Source organism: Caulobacter sp. Root1455 (assembly GCF_001426905.1).
In the GTDB taxonomy this organism is placed as follows: Bacteria; Pseudomonadota; Alphaproteobacteria; order Caulobacterales; family Caulobacteraceae; genus Caulobacter.
The window spans coordinates 153430-176184 of sequence record NZ_LMFQ01000024.1; the positions used below are offsets into that span (position 1 = coordinate 153430).

Below are 22755 nucleotides of genomic sequence, written 5' to 3' on the forward strand. Positions count from 1 at the left end.
GAATAGTTTGCAAAATAAACTATATGGTGACTAACAACTGGCTCCCTTCCCGCGGGGACCGGGCGGCGCCGGCGACCGCCTCCACGGGCCAAGGCCGCCGTCTCGACGCCGTGTGAGCGGCGCCGCCGAACCAGGCCTCCGCGCGGACGGCGCCTCTCCGATAACACCGGTCTCAAACTTCGCCTTACCCCCTTGCAACCATTTCGTTCGTAAAACATACTGTTTTTATTCGAACGGTTTTATCGACGATCTAAATCGAAGAACCGGACATGAACCGAGATAAGAACGGCCGACGGCGCCCAGCCGGACGGCTCACGGGAGGGCCGCCATGAAGACCACCATTTCACGCCAAGCTTGCGTCTCGCATCTGGCCATCATCGCCGCCGTCTGGTCCACAGGCACGGCGGTTCAGGCCCAGACCGCGCCCGCGGCCGAACCCGATACGGCGGTGTCCGAGATCGTCGTGACCGGCACCAGCATTCGCGGCGTCGCCAGCGCCGGCTCGCCGACCATCGGCATCGGCATCGAGGAACTGAAGGCCAGCGGCGCCAGCACCGCCAGCGACGCCGTTCGCCTGCTGCCGCAGGTGGTGAACCTCGGCGCGGACGAAAGCCGCAACAGCTTCAGCGGCGGAGCCCAGGACGCCGCCGCGAATTCCACGGCCGTGCGCGCCGCCAACCTCCGGGGCATCGGTCCGGAAGCCACCCTGCTGCTGCTGAACGGTCGCCGCCTGGCCCCCAACGGCGTGATCAAGGCCCTGAGCGACCTCGACCAGATCCCCACTTCGTCGATCGCCCGCATCGAGGTGGTGACCGACGGCGCCTCGGCGATCTACGGCTCGGACGCCGTGGCCGGCGTCGTCAACCTGATCACCCGCAAGGATTTCGACGGCGCCGAGACCACCCTCCGCTACGGCTTCGCCGACGACGTCTCCCAGAAGCAGTTCAGCCAGACCTTCGGCAAGACCTGGGACAAGGGCGGCTTCTTCTTCTCATACGAACACAACGAGCGCGGCCACCTTTCGGGGGCCGACCGCGACTTCGCCAGCCAGAACCGCACCGCCCGCGGCGGCAGCGACGCGCGACCGTTCACCGCCGCGCCCGGCAACATCGTGATCGGCGGCGTCCGCTACGCCCTGCCCCCCGGCAACGGCGTCGGCGTCCCCTCGAGCGCGTTGGTCGCCAACACGGCCAACCGCTACGACGAGGCCGCGGCCGCGGACCTGCTGCCCAAGCAGAACCGCGACACCGTGCTGTTCAACATCCACCAGCACGTCGATGAGAACCTGGAGCTCTGGTACGAAGGCTTCTACACCCGGCGCAAATACGACCTCGCCGCGCCCCCGGCCCTGTTCAGCCTGGCCGTCCGCAACACCAATCCCTGGTATGTCTCGCCCGCCGGCCAGACGTCGGAGACCGTCGAGTACCGCCTGAACGACGACCTCGACCCAAACTCGACCGGCTTCGAGAACGCCCAACAGAACGCGATCGGCTTCAACTTCGATCTGCCCAAGCAGTGGCGCATCGCCGCCTATGTCGACCACAGCGTCAGCCGCGGCTTCCAGGATCGGAAGAACGTGCTCAACAACGGCGCCCTGACCGCGGCCTTGGCCAGCAGCAACCCGGCGACCGCCTTCAATCCGTTCGGCGACGGCACGTTCAACCGGGCCAACAACGCCGCCCTGTTGGACATCATCGACGCCAACCGCGCCACCTGGGGCACGAACATCGCCAAGGACTTTTCGATCAAGGCCGACGGTCCGCTGTTCGAACTGCCCGCCGGCTCGGTCCGCGTGGCGATCGGCGCCGAGTACCACGACAACGGCTTCAAGCAGACCCTGGAAGCCAACAACGTCCTGGCCAGCGGCGCGGCGACCTACAAGATCGTCAACAACAGCCGCAACATCCACACGATCTTCGGCGAGCTGTTCGTGCCCCTGGTGAGCCCGGCGAACGCCATCCCCGGGGTGAACCGGCTGGAGCTGTCGCTCGCGGGTCGCCGCGAGGACTATTCCGACTTCGGCGAGACCACCAATCCAAAGGTGGGGTTGATCTACGCGCCGGTTCCGGACCTCAGCCTGCGCGCCACCTACGGCACCTCGTTCCGCGCGCCGTCGCTGGTCGACAGCGCCGACCAGATCAAGAACATCTTCATCCAGAACCTGACGGACCCGACCTCGCCGAGCGGCGTGCGGCGCGGCATCTTCACCAACGGCGGCAACGGTCAGCTCGGCCCGGAGACGGCCAAGACCTGGTCCGCGGGCCTGGACTGGAAACCCAAGGCGCTTGAAGGACTGAGCGTGTCGGCGACCTGGTACAAGATCCTCTACGACAATCGCATCGACGTGGCGCCGACCACCGCCCTGACCAGCGGCTCGGTCTACGCCGCCTACATCGTCCGCCGCCCCGCTGTGTCGGACGCGACGGCCACGGCGGCCTTCAACGCCCTGGTCGCCCAGGCCCTGGCCAGTCCGGACCTGCAGAACCCGGTCGAGCCGGTGAGCAATATCGACGTCCTGCTCGACGGCCGCCGGCAGAACCTCGGCCAGTTGGATCAACGCGGCCTGGACGTCTCGATCCGCTACGATTTCAGCACGCCGATCGGCGATTGGGCGGTCGGGACCGAGGTGGCCAAGATCCTGAAGCTCGAGCGCAAGACCGCCGCGGCCTCGCCCTGGATCGACGTGCTCGACACCTTCGGCAACCCGGTCGACCTGGGGGTGCGCGGCACGCTGAGCTGGCGTCAGAACGGCTGGTCGGCGAACCTCTTCGCCAACTACACCGACAGCTATCTCAACACGGCCGTCACCCCGAACGTGAAGGCCAAGAGCCAGACGACCTACGACGTCACGACGTCCTACGCGTTCGGCGACGAGGCCGGCTGGGGCAAGGGCGTCCGCGTCTCGGCCAACGTCATCAACCTGTTCGACAAGGATCCGCCGATCGTCCTCAATGGCACGTCCTCGTGGGACAGCCAGAACGCCTCGGCGATGGGCCGGTTCGTATCCCTGGAAATCACCAAGGCCTGGTAGGCCGCCCCGTTTCTTCCCCGGTAACTACGGCGGATCGGGGCCAGCCCTGGTCCGCCGCTTCTTTTCGAGTGAGCCGCGCATGAAATCCGCCGTCGTCGCCCTCGCCGCCCTGCTTTCCGCCTCGGCGCTTGCCGGCCCCGTCCTGGCCCAAGCCCCCGCCGCCTTCGGCGCCTACAAGCCCAGGGACGACTACGCCCAGCAGGTGGTCACCTCGTTCTACCTGCCCCTGCGCGACGGCACGAAGATCGCCGTGTCGCTGCACCGGCCCGCGGTGGACGGCAAGCCGGTCGACACGCCGCTGCCGGTGATCTGGCACCATACCCTGGACATCGAGAAGGCCGGCGTCCGCGTCGCCGACGCGACCGCCGCCCCCGACCGCCACACCCTGTCGGACTTGACCCGCGCCGGTTACGTCGTGGCCGTCGTGGCGCGACGCGGCAACGGCGCCTCGTTCGGGACCCGTCGCGGCTACGAGGACTTCACCGAGGGCTTCGACGCCTACGAGATCACCGAATGGCTGGCGGCTCAGCCTTGGTCGAACGGCCAGATCGGCATGTACGGCTGCTCCAACACAGGCGAGGCGGTGATGCACGCCCTGATCGCCCGGCCGCCGCACCTGAAGGCCGCCTTCGCCGGCTGTTTCGCCTGGGACCGTTATGACGGCCACACGCGCGGCGGCATCATCTCCCAATACGGCACCGGCCCGGTCCGCACGCTCGAGGACGACCTGAAGGCCACGCCCGTGCAAGGCGACGAGGATCGCGTCCAGCTGCGCCAGGCCGCCGAGGAACACCAGAAGTCGACCAACCTGCTCGAACTGATGAAGTCCATGCCCTATCGCGACAGCTGGTCGCCCCTGGTCATGGCCAAGTTCTGGGGCGAGGTCAGCATCGGGGCCTACCTGGACCAGGCGAAGGCCTCGAAGGTCCCGCTCTACATCCAGGGCGGCTGGTACGACGATTTCCGCACCGAAGTCCTGATCGCCCAGGCCAACCTGCCGGACCAGGCGCGGATCGTGATCGGCCCATGGCGCCACTGCCTCAACGACGGCTTCGATCTGCGCGCCGAGCAACTGCGGTTCTTCGACCATTATCTGAAGGGTAAGACCACCGGCGTCGAGACCGACGCGCCGATCCACTACTTCACCGTCGGCGCGCCGCGGGGGCAGGAATGGCGCTCGGCCCGAGCGTGGCCGCGCCCCGACGCCGCCAACAGGCTCTTCCTGAGCGCCGAGGCCCTCGCGCCCAAGGCTCCGGCCAAGAGTCGGGCCAGCAGCGTGACGGTGGACTACGCCCCCGTCTGCCCGCCCGATGCGGTGAAGCCCAACTGGGGCCCGTTCGCCCAGCCCTGCCATCCGGCCAAGGCCAGGTTCGTCTACAGCGGATCGCGCCTGGCCGCCGATACGGAGATGACCGGCACGCCGCTGGTGGATCTGTGGATCTCGTCGACGGCGCCTGAGCAGCCGATCTTCGCCTATCTGGAGGACGTCGCGCCGGACGGGACGGTGACGGTCGTCAGCGAGGGCCGCCAACGCGCCTCGCTGCGGAAGGTCGTTCCGGCGACCTGGGAGACCATCGGAATCCCCTGGCGGCGCAGTCGCATCGAGGACCATCAGCCGCTGAAGACGGATGAACCGGTGAAGGTCTCGTTCGACATGCTGGCGGTGTCCTATGTCTTCAAGGCCGGTCACAGGATCCGCGTCGCGGTCTCGGGCGCCGATCCGCGGGAGCGGGCCCGCACCGAGGTCTCGCCCGCCGCCGCCCTCACCCTGCATACCGGTGGCGACACCCCGTCCAGCGTCGTCCTGCCGTTCGGAGCCGCCCGATGAGCGCGCCTTTCAAGCTCTACATGACCGGCGACCTGGTGCTGGACGAGCCCGAGGCCGATTTCTTCTTCGACCCGGTCCGGGCGATGCTGGCCGAGGCCGACCTGCTGATCGGCCATGTCGAGGTGCCGCACACCACGCGCGGGGAGGAATCGGTCGGCGACATCCCCGCCCCCGCCAGCGATCCGGAGAACCTGCGCGCGGTCGGCCGGGCCGGCTTCCACATGGTCAGCCTGGCGGGCAACCACGTCCACGATCGCGGCGCCGAGGGCATCGAGGACACGATCGCCAACCTGGCCGACCAGGGGGTGGCCACGGCGGGCGCGGGCCTCGACCTGGCTCGGGCCCGCCGTCCCGGCCTCATGACCCGGCGCGGCGTCCGCGTGGGCCTGCTGAGCTACAACTGCGTCGGCCCCAAGGAAGGCTGGGCCGGACCCGAGCGGGCCGGCTGCGCCTATCTGAAGATCATCACCCACTACGAACTGGAGAACGCCAACCCCGGCGGGCCGCCCAAGGTCTACACCTTCGCCGACCCCGACACGGTCGAGGCCATGCAGGCCGACGTCGCGGCGATCCGCGCCCAGGTCGATCTGCTGGTCGTGGCCTTCCACAAGGGCGTGGTCCACACACCCGCCCACATCGCCATGTACGAGAAGGCTGTGTCGCGGGCGGCGATCGAAGCGGGGGCCGACATCGTGATCGGCCACCATTCGCACATCCTGCGCGGCGTCGAGGTCTGGCGCGGCAAGCCGATCTTTCACGGGCTGGGCAATTTCGTGACCGTGACGCGCGCCCTGACGGCCGAGGGCAACGAAAGCCCGGAACGGCGGGCCTGGGCGGAAAAGCGCAAGGTGCTGTTCGGCTTCGAGCCCGACCCCGACTATCCGCTCTATCCGTTCCACCCGCAGGCCAAGAACGGCATGGTCGCGGCCTGCCATCTCGATACGAACGGCGTGTTGAGCCCCGGCTTCCGACCGATCTGGACGGCGCCCACGGGCCAGCCCCAGCCGCTGGGTCCGGACGAGCGTGGCCAGGCGGTCGCCGACTATGTCGCCGACATCAGCCGCCAGGCGGGCCTGAAGACCGAATTCGCTTGGGACGGGGAGCGCGTGGTGTTCGCCGCCGCCGACAGCCATTGACCCGGGCGGCTCCAGCGGACAAGGAGGTCACCTCCTCTCGCCGAACCGCACGCAAGATCATGACCTCGACCATGGCCCCAGAAGTTCCCGATCCCCTGGACGAGCCCAAGGGGGAGATCGATCTGGGCATCCTCAACGATATTATCGGGTTCCGCATCCGGCGCATCCAGAACCACCTGTCGCGATCGTTCAGCGTCCTGCTCGGCGATGACGACCTGCGCCCCGGCGTGTTCTCGACCCTGGCCTTGATCGCCGCCAATCCGGGTCTTTCGCAAAAGACCCTGTCGCGCGAAGTCGGCTTCGACAAGGCGAGCATCGTCGCGATCCTCGACAACATGGAAGCCCGGGGCTGGACCCGCCGTCAGCGCTCGACCGCCGACCGGCGCCGCCATCATCTGTTCGTCACGCCCGAAGGTCAGAAGGCGCTGGATCGGATGGCGGCGCTGGCCCGCAGCAACGAGGCCGAGGCGCACGCGACCCTGTCGGCCGAGGAGCAGAAGACGCTGGGCGCCCTGCTCGACAAGCTCTACCGCGCGGTCGCCTCGATGCCTCCGAACCGGGACTAGTCCGAGCGGGCCTTGAGGGCGCGGCTGGCCAGGACCAGGAACACCGCGGCCAGCACGAAGCCGAACGACACCGTCACCAGGGCCGTCTGCAGGCCCGCGGCCGACGCCGTCGCGCAGGCGGCTCCGATGTCGGCGGCCGCGCCCTTGGCCGCGTGACCGCCCGGACACGTCGCCGCGAACCGACCCAGGGTCGCCGGGAACCGCTGGCTCGAGATCATGTCGCTGATCCCGCCGGCCAGCACCGGCCCCACCATGGCGCCCACGACCGTGGCGCCGAACATGAACACCGCCGCCCCCGTGGCGCGCATGGTGCCGGGCACGATGTTCTGCACGGCCGCGTACATCGGGCCGTTCTTGAGGTTGTAGGCCACCGACGAGGCCAGCAGGAACGGCATGCCGATCGCCCAGTTCGGTTGGGTGAAGGCCAGGACGTAGAAGACGCAGGTCAGCACCGCGCCAACCGCCGGGACCAGGACATAGGAGCGTCCGCGATCGTCGGCGAAGCGGTCGGCGGCGAAACCGCCGAGGAAGGCGCCGATCAGGCCCACCATGCCGCTGAGCCCCAGCACGCCCCCCGCCTGGGCCAGGGTGAGGCCGTGGCTGCGGATCATGAACGAGACCGTGAACACCGTCGTTGCGTTGTAGGCCAGGCCGATGAAGGCCCCGCCGACAAAGACCCAGACGAAGGCGCGGTTTCCCGCCAGCCACTTGAAATCGCTGAAGAACGAACCCTTCTGGCGCTCGGTCCTAACCGCCGCCTGTCCCTGGGTGCGGGGTTCCTTGAGGGTCAGCCAGACCAGCACGGCCAGCAGCAGGCCAGGCAGGCCCACGGCCAGGAACGCCACGCGCCAACCGTACTGCTGGGCCACCAGGCCGCCGATGACCGGGGCCAGGATGGTGGCCAGGGAGGGGGCTGTGCTGACCACCGACATCACCACGCCGCGCTGGCGCATGCTGAAGTTGTCGGCCAGCAGCGAGTGGCTGATCGGGATGCAGCCGCCCTCGCCCATGCCGACGCCCACGCGCGACAGCAGCAGTTGCGCATAGCCTTGGCTCAGGCCGCAGAAGGCCGTCATGGCCGACCAGAAGGCCACGACGAACGCCAGCAGGCTGGCGCGGTTGATCCGTTCGGCGAGACGCGCGATCGGAATGCCCGCGACGGAATAGAAGATCGCGAAGGCCGGCCCGCTCAGCAGGCCCAGCTGCGCGTCGCTGAGGCTCAGCTCGCGCTTGATCGGTTCCTGCAACACCCCCAGGATGATGCGGTCGAGATAGTTGCAGACGGTGACCAGCAGCAGCAGGGCGAGGATGTAGATCTGGTAGGGACGCCAGCGCGTCGCGGGAGACTGCGCGCGCGGCTGCGCATCAGCCTCGATCCGGGCCTCAGACATTCCGTTTCCTCCGGGCGTGCAGCCGATCCTTCGCGCCCTGGGAAGGCGTCTATATTTGTTTGTATACCGGATCGTTTATTTAGCAAACCATTTGGAGCCGAATAAATTCGACCGCCCGGCGCCCGCTAGACATACAGGCGCTTGAGCAGGTCGATCAGGGTTTCCAGCTCGGCGGCGGTGAAACGGTCGGCGAAGGCCTGCTCGTGCGCCTTCACCATGGCCTTGACCTCGACCAGCAGCTTCTGTCCCGCCGGCGTGAGATAGAGTTCGTGGCGACGACGATCGACCGCCGAACGTTGGCGGACCACCAGGTTGCGCGCTTCCAGCTTGTCGATCACCGCCATGGTGGTGGCGCGGTCCATGCGCAGGGCGCCGCCGATGGCGATCTGCGAAGCGCCCGGGTTGGATCCGATCAGCCACAGGGTCGCCGACTGCTTCTGGGTCAGGTCGGCCTTGGCCAGAACCGCGATGATGTTCCGGTGCATGGTCCCCTGGGCTTGGCGGACATGAAAGCCCAACACCTGGTCCAGCGTGTCGAAGTCCAGGCCTGGCTCCGCGGCGTCGTCCGCGGTCGGCAGTTCTGCGGAAGCTTTCATGGGCGGCAGGTCCGTGTGGGCTGGCGGGATTCCAAAGGTTGGAACCCTGACGATCTTCATCGCCTAGCATAGAGCTTGCCGGCATGAAATCGACTCCGCGTCGTGATTGACAACAGTTTGTGATGTAAACAGTATGGTTCCAAACTTGCGCTGGCGATCAACGCCGCCTGGAGGGAACCGTGACGGCCAAGCCCCGCCCCACCCGGCGAGAACCGATGCGATGAGCGCTCGCCTCTACGCGGTGGCCGATATCGGCCCCGATCGAGACGACCCGCGCGAGTGCTTCGCCCTGGTTCGCGACGAGATCCGCAAGGCCGACATCGCCTTCTGCCAGTTGGAGGTGAACTTGACCGATCGCGGCGCCCGCCTGCCCCAAGTGCGCCACACCCACCGCGCCACGACCGCCACGGCGTCCGCCCTGAAGGACGCCGGCTTCACCGTGGTGTCGTTCAGCGGCAACCACTGCATGGACTGGGGCCGCGACGGCTTCTTCGACACCATCGACAGTCTCCAGGCCACGGGTCTGGCGGTGGTCGGGGTCGGCGCCGACATCACCCAGGCGCGCGCCCCGGTGATCCAGACGGCGAACGGCGTCCGCGTCGCCTTCCTGGCCTATTGCTCCATCCTGCCGGCCAACTACTGGGCGGAAGCGGATCGGCCCGGCTGCGCCCCCATGCGGGCCTGGACGATCTACGAGCAGATCGAGCCGGACCAGCCGGGCACGCCCTGCCGGGTCCACACCCACGCCAACCGCGCCGATCTCGCGGCCATGGTCGCCGACGTCAAGGCCGCGCGCGCGGTCGCCGACGTCGTGGTGATGTCGATCCACTGGGGCATCCACTTCGTCCCCGCGGTGCTGGCCGACTATCAAGCCGAAGTCGCCCACGCGGCCATCGACGCCGGGGTCGACCTGATCCTCGGCCACCACGCCCATATCCTCAAAGGGGTCGAGGTCTATCGCGGCAAGCCGATCTTCTACTCGATGGGCAATTTCGCCATCGACCTGCGGATGACGCCCGAGCACGCCCAGGGCAAGGGCTTTCGCGAGATTCAGTCGCTCAGCCCCGGCTGGGTTCCCGACTTCGACAGCCTCTACAACTTCCCGCCGGACTCGCGGATGACCCTGGTGGTCACGGCGCGGGCGACGACCGGGGGCCTGACCGATATCGGCTTCCTGCCCGCCTTCATCAACCGCGACGCCCAGCCCGAAATTCTCAAGGCCGACGACGCGCGGTTCGGGCAGGTGGTCGACTACCTGCGCTGGGCGACGCAAGCCGCCGGCCTCAACGCCCGCTTCCACGCCCGGGGCGACGCCGTCCTGCTCGAGCTTTCGGAGACGTCGGCATGAAGTGGCTGAACCGCGTGCCGCTTGGGGTGGTCGTCGCCCTCTACGTGCTGGCCTACATCCCATACATGGTCATCACCAAGCAGCTGGCCAGCACGCCCGCCCCGGTGCTGGGACGCCCGCTGAGCGGTCTGGAGATCCTGCCCGCCTCCCTGATCGTCAGCGGCCTGTTGACCTTCCTGTTCATCGGCCTGTCGGGCTGGTGGCGCGCGGCCCACCGGCTTCGGTTCGGGGGCGCCTCCCTGCCCTTCCCAACGCGCTGGACCTTCCTGTCCGGCATCTGCACGGCGCTGGTGCTGTTCACCGTGCCGATGTCCCTGACCTTCGAGGGCGTCAGCATCCCATTCATTCAACTGCTGATGCGCGGCGACGTGCTGTTGTTGGCGCCGCTGGTCGATCTGGCCTTCCGACGCAAGGTGGGCTGGTACAGCTGGGTCGCGCTGGCGCTGGTGGCCGTCGGCCTGTTCCTGACCATCCGCCAGCGCGGCGGCCTGCATCTCCCGCCGCTCGCGATCGCCACCATCATCCTCTACACGATCGGCTATTTCGGCCGCCTGGCCGTGATGACCCACGTGTCGAAGTCCGGCGATCCCGACAGCGTGCGGCGATACTTCGTCGAGGAAAAGATCGTCGCCGTTCCCCTGTCGGTGTTGCTGCTGGCCCTGACGCCGCTGCTGGGCGTGGGGGCGCAAGGCTCGCAACTGGCCTGGGGCTTCATCGAGGTGTGGGGCACGCCGCAGATCGCGCCGATCCTGGTGCTGGCCGTGCTGCTGTTCGTGGTCTCGATCTTCTCCGCCGTCATCCTGCTGGATCCGCGCGAGAACACCTTCTGCGTACCTCTGGAACGCTCGGCCAGCATCCTGGCCGGCATCGCCGCGTCCTTCATCCTGGCCCTGGTCTGGGGCCTTCCCATGCCGACGGGAACGGAGCTGGTGGGCGCCCTCCTGATGATCGCCGCCGTCGTCCTGCTGTCGGTGGCTCCGTCCTGGGGCGCGCGCCGCCAGGCCGTGCTGGCCGCGGTCGAAGATCCCTCGTGACCGCCCAGGGGCTCACCGCGCGCCTGGCGGCCCATGTCGCCGGCGCGCGCTTCCAGCAACTCTCGGCCCGCGCGGTCGAGATGACCCGCCTGTCGCTGCTGGACGCCCTGGGCGTCACCCTGGCCGCCAGCGGTCTGGGTGAAGGCGTCCCGGCGTTCGCCGAGGTGGCGCGCGACACCGGCGGCCGCCCAGAGGCCAGCGTGATCGGCTTTGGTTTCCGGACCTCGCGCCTCGGCGCGGCCCTGGCCAACGGCGCGGGCGCCCATGCCCTGGACTTCGAGGACGCCTATGACGGCGCGCCGATCCATCCCAACGCCGCTTGCGTTCCGGTGGCGCTGGCGCTCGCCGAACAGCTCGATGCTTCGGGCCAGGACCTCCTGACCGCCCTGGCGGTCGGCTGCGACCTGGTCTGCCGCCTGGGCCTGGCGCTGAAGGTCAATCCCGACGAAGCGGGCTGGTACCCGCCGCCGATCCTGGGCGCGTTCGGCGCGGCCGCGACCGCCGCCCGGCTGCTGCGCCTGAGCACCGAACAGACCCAAGCCGCGCTCGCCCTGACCCTGAACCAGGCCACCGCCACGGCCCAGTTCAAGACCGATCCGACCTCAACGCTCCGCGGCGTCCGCGACGCCTTCCCGGCCCATGCGGGCCTGGTCTCGGCCCTGCTGGCCCAGCGTGGCGTCAGGGGCTTCGACGGCGTCTTCGAGGGGCCGGCGGGGTTGTTCGCCCTGTTCGCCAAGGGACAGTACGACGAGGATGTGCTGACCGCCGGCCTGGGAGCCTACTTCCACGGCGAGCGCCTGAGCTTCAAGCCCTGGCCCAGCTGCCGCGGAACCCACGCCTTCGTCGAGGCGGCGCTGTCGCTGCGCCAGGCTCATGGGCTGGAGCCGGACCGGATCGCGCAGATCATCATGACCGGCGGCGGCGTGCAGCGGATGCTGGCCGAGCCGCCGGCGCAGAAGCAGACGCCGCGCACGGCGATTGACGCGAAGTTCAGCCTGCCCTTCACCACCGCCCTGGCCCTGGCGCACGGCGCGGTGACGCTGGACAGCTACGCGCCCGACCGGCTGGCCGACCCGGTCGTTCTGGCCCTCGCCGCGCGCAGCCGCTTCGTCGTCGATCCGAAGGCCACGATGCGCGACGCCGCCTCGGGCGCCCTGACCCTGGTGCTGACCTCGGGCGAGACCCTAACGCACGGCGTGCTCCATCCGAAGGGGGCGCCCGAGAACCCGATCGATGAATCTGGGATCACCGCCAAGTTCCGCGACTGCGCGCGCCGGGCGCGCTGCCCGCCGTCGGACGCCGACATCGACCTGTTGGCCGCCACGCTGCTCGCCTTGGACCGGGTGGCCGCGCCCGCCGCGATCCTGGCGCGATCGACCGGCGTGGTCGTGGCTTGAGGGGGTCAACGCTCTTGCGTAACCCGGCCTACAAACTGTTTAATCCCATACAATCAGTTTCGCGGAGGAATCCATGTCCAGCCAACGCGCGCCGGCGCCGCCCTCTTCCGCCCGGACCTGGCCGTCCAACGCCTGGTACGTCGCCGCGACAGCCGAGGAGCTGACGACCAAACCGCTGGGCCGCATGATCTGCGGGGAGCCGATGGTGTTCTTTCGCGGCCCCGCCGGCCAAGTCGCCGCCGTCGAGGACTTCTGCCCGCACCGCGGCGCTCCGCTGTCCCTGGGGGTCGTGCGCGATGGCCAGTTGGTCTGCGGTTATCACGGCCTGACGATCGGTTGCGACGGCCGGGCGGCCGGCATGCCAGGTCAGCGCACGGAGGCCCTCCCGGCGGCGCGGGCTTTCCCGGTGATCGAGCGCAACGGCTTCCTCTGGGTCTGGCCTGGAGACGCCGGGCAGGCCGATCCGGCGAAGCTGCCGCCGATGCCCTGGGCCGACCATCCGGGCTGGGCGTACGGCGGCGGCCTCTATCACATCCACTGCGACTACCGGCTGATGGTCGACAATCTGATGGACCTCACCCACGAGACCTATGTCCACGCCACCAGCATCGGTCAGCGCGAGATCGACGAGGCGCCGGTCCGCACCGCGCTGGAGGGCGATCAGGTCGTCACCAGCCGTCACATGCCGGGCGTGAACGCCCCGCCCTTCTGGCGGATGGCCCTGAGCGGCGCCGGTCTGGACGAGACCGCCTTGGTCGATCGCTGGCAGATCTGCCGGTTCTCCCTGCCCAGCCAGGTGATGATCGAGGTCGGCGTCGCCCTCGCCGGCCATGGTGGTTACGACGCGCCTCGCGAGGTCAAGGCGTCGAGCATCGTCGTCGACTTCATCACGCCCGAGACCCCGACCTCGCACTGGTACTTCTGGGGCATGGCGCGCGCCTTCGCGGTGGACGACGCCGCGCTGACGGACACCATCCGTGAGGGCCAGGGCAAGATCTTCAGCGAGGACCTGGCCGTGCTCGAGCGGCAGCAGGCCAACCTTTCGCGGCTGCCGGAACGCCGTCTTCTGACCTTGAACATCGACGCCGGCGGGGTGCATGCGCGCCGCCTGATCGACCGGATGATGGCCTCGGAAGCGGTCTAGGCCGGCGACCGCTCAAGCAGAAGGTCCCGGAGCAGGTTCTTCTGGACCTTTCCCGTCCCGGTTCTGGGAAGGGCGTCCATCAGCGTGGTCAGCTTGGGCAGCTTGTAGCGCGCAAGGCGAGGCTGCAGGTGCGCCAAGACCTCGTCGTGCGTGAGCGTCAGCCCCGGCCGGGCCACGACGACCAGGCAACCGATCTCGCCCCAGCGCGCGTCCGGCAGGCCCACGACGGCGCATTCGGCGATCGCGGGGTGGCCGGCGAGCGCCGCCTCGATCTCGGCCGGGTAGACGTTCTCACCGCCCGAGATGAACATGTCCTTCTTGCGGTCAACCAGCCAGTGGAAGCCATCGGCGTCGGCGCGGACCATATCGCCCGTATGGAACCAACCGTCGTCGTCGAAGGCCTCGGCCGTTTCCTCGGGCCGCCGCCAATAGGCGGAAAACAGGTTCTCCCCCTTGAGCAGCAGCTCGCCCGCCCTGTCAGGCGGGCAGTCGCGCCCGTCGGCGTCGACGATCCGACTGAGGACCCCGGGCATGGCGACGCCCGCCGACCCTGCGCGCGCGTCGATCCCGGGGATATCGATCGGCATGCCAAACACGGTCCCGGCCTCGCTCATGCCGAAGCCGTCGACGATCGGGACGCCGTCGGCCAGCCAGGCGCGGATGTCGGCGGCCGGGTGCGGAGCGCCGCCCGTGAACACGGCCGTCAGGCGGCGCAGCCGATCGGGCGCGAACGCGGGATGACCGCGCAGGGCGTGGGCCATCTGCGGCACGCAGAAATAGTGGGTCACGCCCAGCTCCGGATCGCCGAGCCGGGCCAGGGTCCGCGCCGGTTCGAAACCGTCGGAGACCAGGATCGCGCCGCCGTGCAGCAGCGGCGGCCGGACGCAGGTCACCAGGCCGATGACATGGAACATCGGCGCGTCGTTCAAGAACACGCTCTGGTGCGTCACCTGGCCCAGTCGACCGAAGTTCAGCGCCGTCTGGTCGAGGTTGCGCTCGCTCAGCAGCACGCCTTTGGGCCGCCCGGAGGTGCCCGAGGTGTAGAGGATCAGCGACGGCCGGTCGCGATCGAACGGGCCGACATCCAAGGGCGCGGCGGCCTCGATCTCGCCGGCCAGCCCGTCCAGCGACAGTCCGTCCAGGCCGACACGCGCAAGTTCGTGATCGCCGACCACCAGCCGGGGCTCGGCGTCCTCGACCAGGGCCAGGATCTCGGCCGCGCTCAGACGCCAGTTCAGCGGCGTGTAGATGGCTCCGACACGCGCGCAGGCCAGGTGCAGGATCGCCAGCACCACGCGATTGCGGGCCAGGCTGACCACGCGGTCGCCCAGGCCCACGCCGCGATCGACCAGCACCCGCGCGCAGCGGGCGAGCGCCGCGTCGAGCTCGGCGTAGGTCCAGCGCCGCCCGCTGGCTAGGTCGACGGCCGCGAGCCTTCGAGGGCCGAGGCGGGCCTGCAGGCCAACGTGATCGATCGCGCCGCCCATTGGAGCCCCTCCTCTTTCAGCTCCCCCCTCGCCCGCGTCAGCCTTGCTTGGCCAGATCGTAGGCGCCCAGGCCGGGCTTGTAGGTCTTGTCGTCGATGAACTGTTTGATGCCCTCCTTGCGGCCATCGTCATCGTACGAGTTTGCGGCCTCCTGGGCCCGGACCAGATAGTCCTCTGCGTTGTCGTAGGTCATCTCCCGGACCCGGCGGATCGCGTCCTTGGCGGCCTTCAGCGCCACCGGGTTCTTCTTCAGCAGGACCTTGGCCAGCTCGACCACGCGCGACTTCAGCTGGTCCAACGGCACGCTCTCGTTCACCAGGCGCCAGGCGGCGGCCTTCTTGCCGTCGATCAGCTCGCCGGTCATCGCGTGATACATGGCGTCGCGCATCGGCATCAGGTCGGACACCACCTTGGTGGCGCCGCCGCCTGGCAGGATGCCCCAATTGATCTCCGACAGGGCGAACTGCGCCTCGTCGGCGGCGATCGCCAGATCGCACGAATAGAGCGGTCCGTAGCCGCCGCCGAAGCACCAGCCGTTGACCATGGCGATCGTCGGCTTCTGGTACCAGCGCAGACGCCGCCACCAGCCGTAGGATTCGCGTTGCGCCTTACGCACCGCGCCCAGCCCCTTGGCTTCGGTCTCGCGGAAGTATTCCTTCAGGTCCATGCCCGCCGACCAGGCCTGGCCTTCCCCGGTCAGCACCAGGACGCCGACATCGTCGCGGAATTCGAGCTCGTCGAGGATTTCGCCCATGCGCTGGTTGAGCCGGGGGCTCATGCAGTTGCGCTTCTCGGGGCGATTGAACTTCACCCAGGCGATGCGGTCCTCGACCGTGAAGGTGGCGGTGTCGTTGATCTCGGTCATGACCGATCCTTGAGCAATCAGGGGAGGAAGACGTCGAAGGGCGTCAAATGGGATAGTGACCGGGCTGGGTCTCGATGGTGATCCAGCGCAGCTCGGTGAAGGCGTCGATGCCCGCCCTGCCGCCGAAGCGGCCGTAGCCGGAGGCCTTGACGCCGCCGAACGGCATCTGGGCCTCGTCATGCACGGTCGGGCCGTTGACGTGGCAGATGCCCGACTTGATCTGGCGCGCCACCCGCAGGCCCCGCGCGGTGTCGCGGGTGAAGACGGCCGCCGACAGGCCGTACTCGGTGTCGTTGGCCAGCTCGACGGCGTGGGCTTCGTCACGAGCCCGGATCACGGCGACCACGGGACCGAAGCTCTCGTCGCGGAACAGCTTCATTTCGGGCGTGACCTTGTCGACGACGGTCGCCGGCATCAGCACGCCGTTCGAGGCGCCGCCGTTGACCTGCACGGCGCCGGCCGCGAGCGCGTCGGCGACCAGTCCCTCGACGTGAGCGACCGTCTTCAGGTCGACGACCGCGCCCAGCGGCGTCTTGCCCTCGCGCGGATCGCCGACGGCCATGCCGCCGACCTTGGCCTTGAACTTCTCGACGAAAGCGTCGGCCACGGCGTCGACCACGATGATCCGCTCGGTCGACATGCAGATCTGGCCCTGGTTCATGAAGGCGCCGAAGGCGGCGGCCTTGACGGCCTCGTCCAGGTCGGCGTCGTCCAGCACGATCAGCGGGGCCTTGCCGCCCAGTTCCAGCAGGACGGGCTTGAGGTGCTCGGCGCAGCGCTTGGCGACGATCTTGCCCACCGCCGTCGAGCCGGTGAAGTTCACGCGGCGCACCGCGGGGTGGTCGATCAGGGCGCCGACGATGGCCGGCGCGTCGGCCGGGGCGTTGGTCACCACATTGACGACGCCTTCGGGCAGACCCGCCTCGGAGAAGGCCTCGATGATCAGCTCATGGGTGCGCGGACAGGTCTCGGACGCCTTCAGCACGACGGTGTTGCCGCAGGCCAGCGGCGTGGCGATGGCGCGGACGCCCAGGATGATCGGCGCGTTCCACGGCGCGATGCCCAGCACCACGCCGGCCGGTTCGCGCACGGCCATGGCGATGCAGCCGGGCTTGTCCGACGGGATTACCTCGCCGGTGATCTGGGTGGTCAGGGCGGCCGCCTCGCGGACGATGCCGACCGCCAGCATCAGATTGAAACGCGCCCAGCCTTCGGTGGCCCCGATCTCGCCCATCATCGCCTGGACGAAGGCGTCCGCCCGGGCGTTCAGGGCGTCGGCGGCCTTATTCAGGAAGGCGCGGCGCGCATTGGGCCCCAGCGCGCTCCAGCCCGCGAAGGCGGCCTGGGCCGCATCGACCGCCGCCCCCGCCTGGGCGACGGTCATCGCCGCGGCGGTTGTGGCGACCGCCCCCGTCATCGGGTCGAGACGCTCGAAGCTGACCGGCTTGTCCAGGGTGTCGGTGGTGCTCATGATCAGTCCTTTCGCGGCGCTGCGGGAGCCTTGGCCCCGCTCATCATGGTGGCGGCGACCGAGACGGACGCAAAGCCGGTCCCCGTCCGGTTCCGCAGCTTGGTCAGCAGGCGGCGCAGTTCGGCCCGTTCATCGGCCGAAAGCGCCGCGAAGGCCGAGTGGTCGTGTTCCTGGGTCGTCCGCTCGATCGCGCCGCGCAGCGCGCGGCCGGCGGCGGTCAGGTGCAGGGCGTTGGTGCGGCGGTCGCGGCCGGGTCGACGCTGGATCGCGCCGAGCAGCTCAAGCTCGTCGATCGCCTTCATCGTGCTGGCGCGATTGACGCCGAGGGCGCGGCCCAAGGTGATCTGGTCGCACCCCTCGTGCAGCCCGATATAGACCACGGCCGTGGCCCGGCCGGGGGTGACGCCCAGCGGCGACAGGCGTTCGCAAAGCGCGGCCATCGCGCCCATGTCGGCATGGTGCAGGAGGAAGCCGAGCCGCTCGCCAAGCACGCCAAAGGACGTGATCTCCTCCATGTCGCGCACCGCCTCCCCATCTTGTTGTGTTGTTGGGGAAATTAGTATGTCTATGAAACAGTATAGTCAATTACAATTTGCGCCGCGCCTTTTTCTCCGTGACGGCGACCCGGTGTGGTGACGGCCGCAAAGGCAGGACGGGCGGGCGAATAGCGGGCCGGGACCGAAACCCCGGCCTCATCCGACCGTCTCTCCAACAACTCTCGATTCTCGGCCTAACGGGCCTCGACCGGCCGGCTTGGCAGGGCGAGGACCGCCAGCGCGGCCAGCAGTGAACCGGCCGCCATGCAGCAGGCGACCACGAAGAGGCCGAATCCTTGCGCGAACATCAGGCCGGCCACGACCGGCCCCAGCGCCGCCCCGCCACGTCCGACGCCGATCGCAAAGCCGGTGCCTCCGGCTCGGACAGGGGTCGGGAAAGCCTGGGCGAGAAGGGCGTAGAACCCGACGACGCCGGCGTTGGTGCAGAAGCCGGCGACCGCCGCGACCAGCCGCAGTTCGAAGAGGTCGGCATGCGGGCGACCGAAGACCGAAACCATGACCACCGACGCCAGCATGGCGGTGATCACCAGCGGCCTCAGGGGGAAGCGCAGGGTCAGGACGCTAAGCAGCACCGCGCCGGTCAGCCCGCCCACATTGGCCCAGACCAGAACGCCGCCGGCCGTCGACGGTGCGTAGCCCATGTCGACCACGAGCTTGGGGATCCATTTCAGGATGAAATAGAACGTCATGATGTGGGCGAAGTAGCCCGCGGTCAGCAGCAGGGTCGTTCGCAGGAGGCCTGGCTTGAAGAGCTCGCTCATCGCCGCGCGCGGTTGATCGACCACGCTGGGCAGGCGTGGCGCGACCGGATGGCCCATGCGCACCAGCAGCCGGTTGATCCGCGCCAGCGCGTCCTTGGGAGGCTTGGCGACAAGGAAGCCGATCGACTCGGGCAGCAGCAGCGCGGTCAACGGCAGGCACAGCGCCGAGCACGCCGCGCCGAAAATGAAGACGTCCCGCCACCCCCCGCTCGCCAGCAAGACCGAGGCCACGGAGCCGCCCAGCACGGCGCCCAGCGGATAGCCGGCCGCCATCAGGGCGACGGCGAGGTAGCGGTTCCTGCGATTGGTGAACTCGGCGACCATGGCGTTGGTGCAGGCGAGCATGCCGCCAATGCCCAGGCCGGTGACCAGCCGCACCAACGACAACGAGGGCACATCCCAGACGAAGGGCGCGGCCGCCATCCCCAAGGACATCGTGGCCAGGCAGCCGAGCGTGACGCCCCGCCTGCCGACGCGATCGGCCAGCCCGCCCAGCAACACCGAGCCGATCGCCATCCCGATCAGCTCCATGGACAGCACTAGGCCCAAGGCGGCCCGGTCGACGCCCCAATCCTTGGCGATGCCGGGGGAGGCAAAGCTGATGGACAGGACGTCGAAGCCATCGAGCGCGTTGAGAAGGACGCAGAGGACCACGACCGTCCACTGCAATCGTCCCATCGGCCGTTCGTCCAGCAGGCGCCGAGGATCATGGTCGAGCGGCAAGGCGATGCCCGGGCGCTCTTGGCCGTCGAACAGACTCTCTGAGATCCTGGGCACGTTCTGTCTCCCCGCTTTTTTATGGCGCGTAGGATTATCGATCACGGCGTCAGGACCAAGCAGTGATTGTCAGTGAGACATACTATTTTCGCCATGCCGCCCTCCCCTCCGGTCCGGACGACCCCGCGGACGCCTCGCCCCGGCTCTTCAATCACAGGGCGGCGATACGCCTGAGAGCGGCCAACATGCGCTCCGTCTCGAAATCCCCGAGAGCGTCGAGGACCTTCCGGCCGTGCCGGGCGTGCGCGACCTTGGCCTTCCGCAGCAGCGCTTCACCTTCCGGCGTCAAGGACAGGGCGTAGGCCCGGCGGTCGCCCGGAACAGGCCCTCGCCGCACCAGATTCCGGGCCTGCAACTGGTCGATGATGGTCACCAGATTGGGCCGTTGGATGCGCAGCGCCTCGCCGATCGCGCTCTGTTGCGTCCCCGGCGTGGCCTCGATGACCAGAAGCACCGACAGGTCGGCGACGCGCAAGTCGAAGGGCTTCAAGGCCGCCAGCAGGTCCTTGAACACCGCCACCTGGGCCAGGCGCAGCAGAAACCCGACCGTGGTTTCCAGGCCGCCCAGCGCGACCCCTTCGCCGATCGCTTCCCCACGTTCACCAGCGTCGATCATTCCTGGCTCTTTCCCGCTGCCCCATCCTCGTATCACGCCGCGCGGATTCGCGCCGCGCCCCGCCAGTGGCGCTCGCGCAACAACGTTCGCCGAAAGCCCCATTCAACCACATGGCCGATTGAAGAGTACATACAATCATGCTTTGTGATAGTTAGTACGTATAACAAAGTACGCATGACGGCGGACGCTCGGGGGTTCGTCGAAGAAAAACAAACGACGTACGTGGAGGAAACAGATGCCCAGGAATGGGAATATCTCCGGGCGCTTGCGCGCCGGAGGCTTGCTGATCTGCGCCGCCGCCGGCGCGCAGGCGTTCGCGTCGCCCGCGCTCGCCGCCGGTCAGGCCCAGGCGCCCGCCGTCCAGATCGAGGAAGTGGTCGTCACGGCCCGCCGTCGCGAGGAACGGCTGCAGGACACGCCCGTCGCGGTCACCGCCCTCGCGGGCGAGGCGCTGGAGAGCAGAGGCGTCGAAAGCGTCGACCAGATCGCCAAGTTCGCTCCCAGCATCCGCTTCGACGGCGCGGCGGCGCTGAGCGGCGGCAACTACAACGCCACCGTCTTCATCCGCGGCGTCGGTCAGAACGACTTCGCCATCTTCAGCGACCCCGGCGTGGGCGTCTATGTCGACGGCGTCTACTACGCCCGCTCGATCGGCGGCACGCTGGACGCCTTTGACGTCAGCCGCATCGAAGTGCTGCGCGGGCCGCAAGGCACGCTGTTCGGCAAGAACACCATCGGCGGCGCTGTGCTGATCACCACCGAGCAGCCCAAGAACGCCTTCGGAGGCGAGATCGGGGGCGTGACCGGCAGTTATGACCGGCTGGACGTCAAGGGGCATGTCGACATTCCGCTCGGCCAGAAGGTCTCCGCCCGATTGTCGGCGGCGCGACTGACCCGCGACGGGTACGGCGAGCGCCTGACCACCGGCGACGACCTGGGCGACCGCGACGCCACGGCGATGCGCGCGCAGTTGCTCTGGGAGCCGTCCGACACGGTGACGGTCAACCTGTCGGCCGACTACACCCGGGCGCGGGAGCATTCGGCGCCGCAGAAGCTGCTGGCCATCGGCGCCGTCCCCGGCTTCGCGATCGGGCCGTTCATGGGCAACTTCAACACCTATGTCGCGCCCGGCCTCGGGATCACCGCGCCCAACGGGGCCAAGTCGCTGAACCCCTCGTTCCTGACGGACAGCCCGTTCACGACCTATGGCACGGGTCCTAACGTCAACGACCTGGACCTGTGGGGCGGCTCGGCGACCGTCAGCTGGGACCTCGGCGAGGTCACTTTCAAGAGCATCACCGCCGTGCGCGGCCTGACGGCGACCTTCGCCCGCGACGGCGACAACACGCCCTTCACGTTCCGCGAGACCTTCAACCACGACGTCCAGGCCCAATACAGCCAGGAATTCCAGTTGGGCGGCGAGTCGTTCGGCGACCGCCTGACCTGGGTGACGGGGGCCTATGTCTTCCGCGAGCGCGGCACCGATTCCGGCTACGCCAAGCTGGCGCTCGGCCTGGCGCCTGGCGTCTCGCCGCCGCCCTACAGCCCTTCGGCGGCCGTCTACACCAAGGTGACCAGCACGACCTACGCCCTGTTCGCCCAGGGCAGCCTGGCCCTTACCGACCAGCTCAGCGCCACGGTCGGAGCCCGCTACAATCGCGACGAAAAGGACTACGTGCTCGACCACCGCCGCATCCGCGACGGCGGCGTCATCGCCCAGGTCAGCCCGAGCGGATCGTGGAATTCGTTCACGCCCAAGGTGGGCCTCGAATTCAAGGCCACGCCCGACGTCCTGCTCTACGCCTCGGTCGGCAAGGGCTTCAAGAGCGGCGGCTTCAACGCCCGCCCGCTCAACGACGCCAGCGAGGTCACCGAGTACCAGCCCGAGACCCTGCTCACCTACGAAGCCGGCGCCAAGACGGCCTGGCTTAACCGCCGCCTGATCCTCAACGTCGCCGGCTATTTCAGCGACTACCAGGACATCCAGGTCACGGTGAACCAGACCCCGCGCAACTTCGTGGCCAACGCCGCGGCGGGCGAGGTCAAGGGGCTCGAGGTCGAACTCCAGGCCCGGCCGACCGCCAGCTGGAGCTTCAACTTCGGCGGCGGTTACATGGACGCCAAGTACACCGAGGTCGGTTCGGGCCTCGCCGCCGGACAGGTGCTGCCGATCACCCTGGCCACGCACTTCATCAAGGCGCCGAAGTGGACCTTGAACAGCGGCATCGAATACGGCCATGACCTGTCGAGCGGCGGTCGCCTGACCGCCCGGGTCGACTGGACGCACTACAGCACCGTCTACAACGACGTGGCCAACGATCCCGACCTGACCCAGCCGGCCTACGACCTGTTCGGCGCGCGGCTGGCCTACGCCTCGCCCGATCAACTCTGGCAGGCGGCGTTGTTCGGCCTGAATCTTTCGGACGAGCGCTACATGGTGTCGGGCAACGCCTCCAGCGGCTTCGGACTGAAAGAGGCCAGCTTCGGCCGTCCGCGCGAATGGGGGCTCAGCTTGAGCCGGAAGTTCTAGGAACGGACCTCGGCCTGAAGAGCGTTGGTGCGCCCGATCAGCCCTCCCCGGGCTGGCGGGCGCACATTTCCGATTCCAGCGCTGGCTCATGCCGCCGCCGCCAGGTTTGTCCGGTGCTCGCCGCGGCCGAGCACTTCGACCTGAATGGCGGCGCCTAGCCGGCCGCGTCGATCTGGCGCCGCGGGCAGTTGTCCGGTCTACCTGGCCATCGGCCCCACCC

17 protein-coding genes are annotated in these 22755 nt (G+C 68.6%); 9 read left to right on the top strand and 8 right to left on the bottom strand.

Features of this window, described 5'->3' with window-relative positions; all coding sequences use genetic code 11:
• Positions 1-328 precede the first annotated feature (328 nt).
• The 4 genes from ASD21_RS18135 to ASD21_RS18150 all read left to right on the top strand — a co-directional run bounded on the left by ASD21_RS18135 (position 329) and on the right by ASD21_RS18150 (position 6561).
• Positions 329-3031, top strand: coding sequence for a TonB-dependent receptor plug domain-containing protein (locus ASD21_RS18135; RefSeq protein ID WP_056444570.1), 2703 nt, complete (start codon positions 329-331; stop codon positions 3029-3031).
• 79 nt (positions 3032-3110) lie between these two features.
• A complete protein-coding gene (locus tag ASD21_RS18140) occupies positions 3111-4859 on the top strand; it encodes a CocE/NonD family hydrolase (RefSeq protein WP_056444572.1) in 1749 nt (582 codons plus the stop codon).
• The gene (locus ASD21_RS18145; protein ID WP_056444575.1) at positions 4856-5995 is read left to right on the top strand and encodes a CapA family protein; all 1140 of its coding nucleotides are present in this window, start codon (positions 4856-4858) and stop codon (positions 5993-5995) included. The genes ASD21_RS18140 and ASD21_RS18145 overlap by 4 nt, the downstream gene beginning before the upstream one ends.
• A 71-nt stretch (positions 5996-6066) precedes the next feature.
• Positions 6067-6561 (top strand): MarR family winged helix-turn-helix transcriptional regulator, encoded by a 495-nt coding sequence (locus tag ASD21_RS18150; RefSeq protein WP_056446162.1) that lies wholly within the window; start codon positions 6067-6069, stop codon positions 6559-6561.
• Here ASD21_RS18150 and ASD21_RS18155 read toward each other — a convergent pair.
• Entirely contained in the window at positions 6558-7952 is a 1395-nt protein-coding gene (locus ASD21_RS18155) for a spinster family MFS transporter (protein ID WP_056444578.1), read from the bottom strand. The genes ASD21_RS18150 and ASD21_RS18155 overlap by 4 nt on opposite strands.
• A gap of 125 nt (positions 7953-8077) precedes the next feature.
• On the bottom strand, positions 8078-8548 hold the full coding sequence (locus tag ASD21_RS18160; protein ID WP_056444581.1) for a MarR family winged helix-turn-helix transcriptional regulator: 471 nt from the start codon (positions 8546-8548) through the stop codon (positions 8078-8080).
• 220 nt (positions 8549-8768) lie between these two features.
• Here ASD21_RS18160 and ASD21_RS18165 point away from each other — a divergent pair, with 220 nt between their 5' ends.
• The 4 genes from ASD21_RS18165 to ASD21_RS18180 all read left to right on the top strand — a co-directional run bounded on the left by ASD21_RS18165 (position 8769) and on the right by ASD21_RS18180 (position 13471).
• A complete protein-coding gene (locus ASD21_RS18165; protein ID WP_056444584.1) occupies positions 8769-9896 on the top strand; it encodes a CapA family protein in 1128 nt (375 codons plus the stop codon).
• Complete coding sequence (locus ASD21_RS18170; RefSeq protein WP_056444587.1) at positions 9893-10930, top strand: hypothetical protein; 1038 nt, start codon at positions 9893-9895, stop codon at positions 10928-10930. Before ASD21_RS18165 ends, ASD21_RS18170 begins: the two co-directional genes overlap by 4 nt.
• Complete coding sequence (locus tag ASD21_RS18175) at positions 10927-12327, top strand: MmgE/PrpD family protein (RefSeq protein WP_056444590.1); 1401 nt, start codon at positions 10927-10929, stop codon at positions 12325-12327. Before ASD21_RS18170 ends, ASD21_RS18175 begins: the two co-directional genes overlap by 4 nt.
• 73 nt (positions 12328-12400) lie before the next feature.
• Complete coding sequence (locus tag ASD21_RS18180; protein ID WP_056444593.1) at positions 12401-13471, top strand: aromatic ring-hydroxylating dioxygenase subunit alpha; 1071 nt, start codon at positions 12401-12403, stop codon at positions 13469-13471.
• On the opposite strand, the gene ASD21_RS18185 is transcribed toward ASD21_RS18180, so the two are convergent.
• From ASD21_RS18185 to ASD21_RS18210, 6 genes are all read right to left on the bottom strand, one after another.
• On the bottom strand, positions 13468-14958 hold the full coding sequence (locus tag ASD21_RS18185; protein ID WP_056444596.1) for an AMP-binding protein: 1491 nt from the start codon (positions 14956-14958) through the stop codon (positions 13468-13470). The two genes, ASD21_RS18180 and ASD21_RS18185, sit on opposite strands and share 4 nt — an antisense overlap.
• A 37-nt stretch (positions 14959-14995) precedes the next feature.
• A complete protein-coding gene (locus tag ASD21_RS18190) occupies positions 14996-15823 on the bottom strand; it encodes a p-hydroxycinnamoyl CoA hydratase/lyase (protein WP_056444599.1) in 828 nt (275 codons plus the stop codon).
• A gap of 43 nt (positions 15824-15866) precedes the next feature.
• Positions 15867-17294, bottom strand: a complete 1428-nt coding sequence (locus ASD21_RS18195; RefSeq protein ID WP_056444602.1) for an aldehyde dehydrogenase — start codon at positions 17292-17294, stop codon at positions 15867-15869.
• Between the two features lie 2 nt (positions 17295-17296).
• On the bottom strand, positions 17297-17809 hold the full coding sequence (locus ASD21_RS18200; RefSeq protein ID WP_235524912.1) for a MarR family winged helix-turn-helix transcriptional regulator: 513 nt from the start codon (positions 17807-17809) through the stop codon (positions 17297-17299).
• Positions 17810-18024: 215 nt separating this feature from the next.
• The gene (locus ASD21_RS18205; protein ID WP_200941453.1) at positions 18025-19389 is read right to left on the bottom strand and encodes an MFS transporter; all 1365 of its coding nucleotides are present in this window, start codon (positions 19387-19389) and stop codon (positions 18025-18027) included.
• Between the two features lie 151 nt (positions 19390-19540).
• On the bottom strand, positions 19541-20005 hold the full coding sequence (locus ASD21_RS18210; protein WP_056444606.1) for a MarR family winged helix-turn-helix transcriptional regulator: 465 nt from the start codon (positions 20003-20005) through the stop codon (positions 19541-19543).
• 280 nt (positions 20006-20285) lie between these two features.
• Between ASD21_RS18210 and ASD21_RS18215 the strand changes: the two genes are divergently transcribed.
• Positions 20286-22535 carry a TonB-dependent receptor gene (locus ASD21_RS18215; protein ID WP_235524913.1) on the top strand — a complete coding sequence of 750 codons (2250 nt, stop codon included), beginning with the start codon at positions 20286-20288 and terminating at the stop codon, positions 22533-22535.
• Positions 22536-22755: the final 220 nt, after the last annotated feature.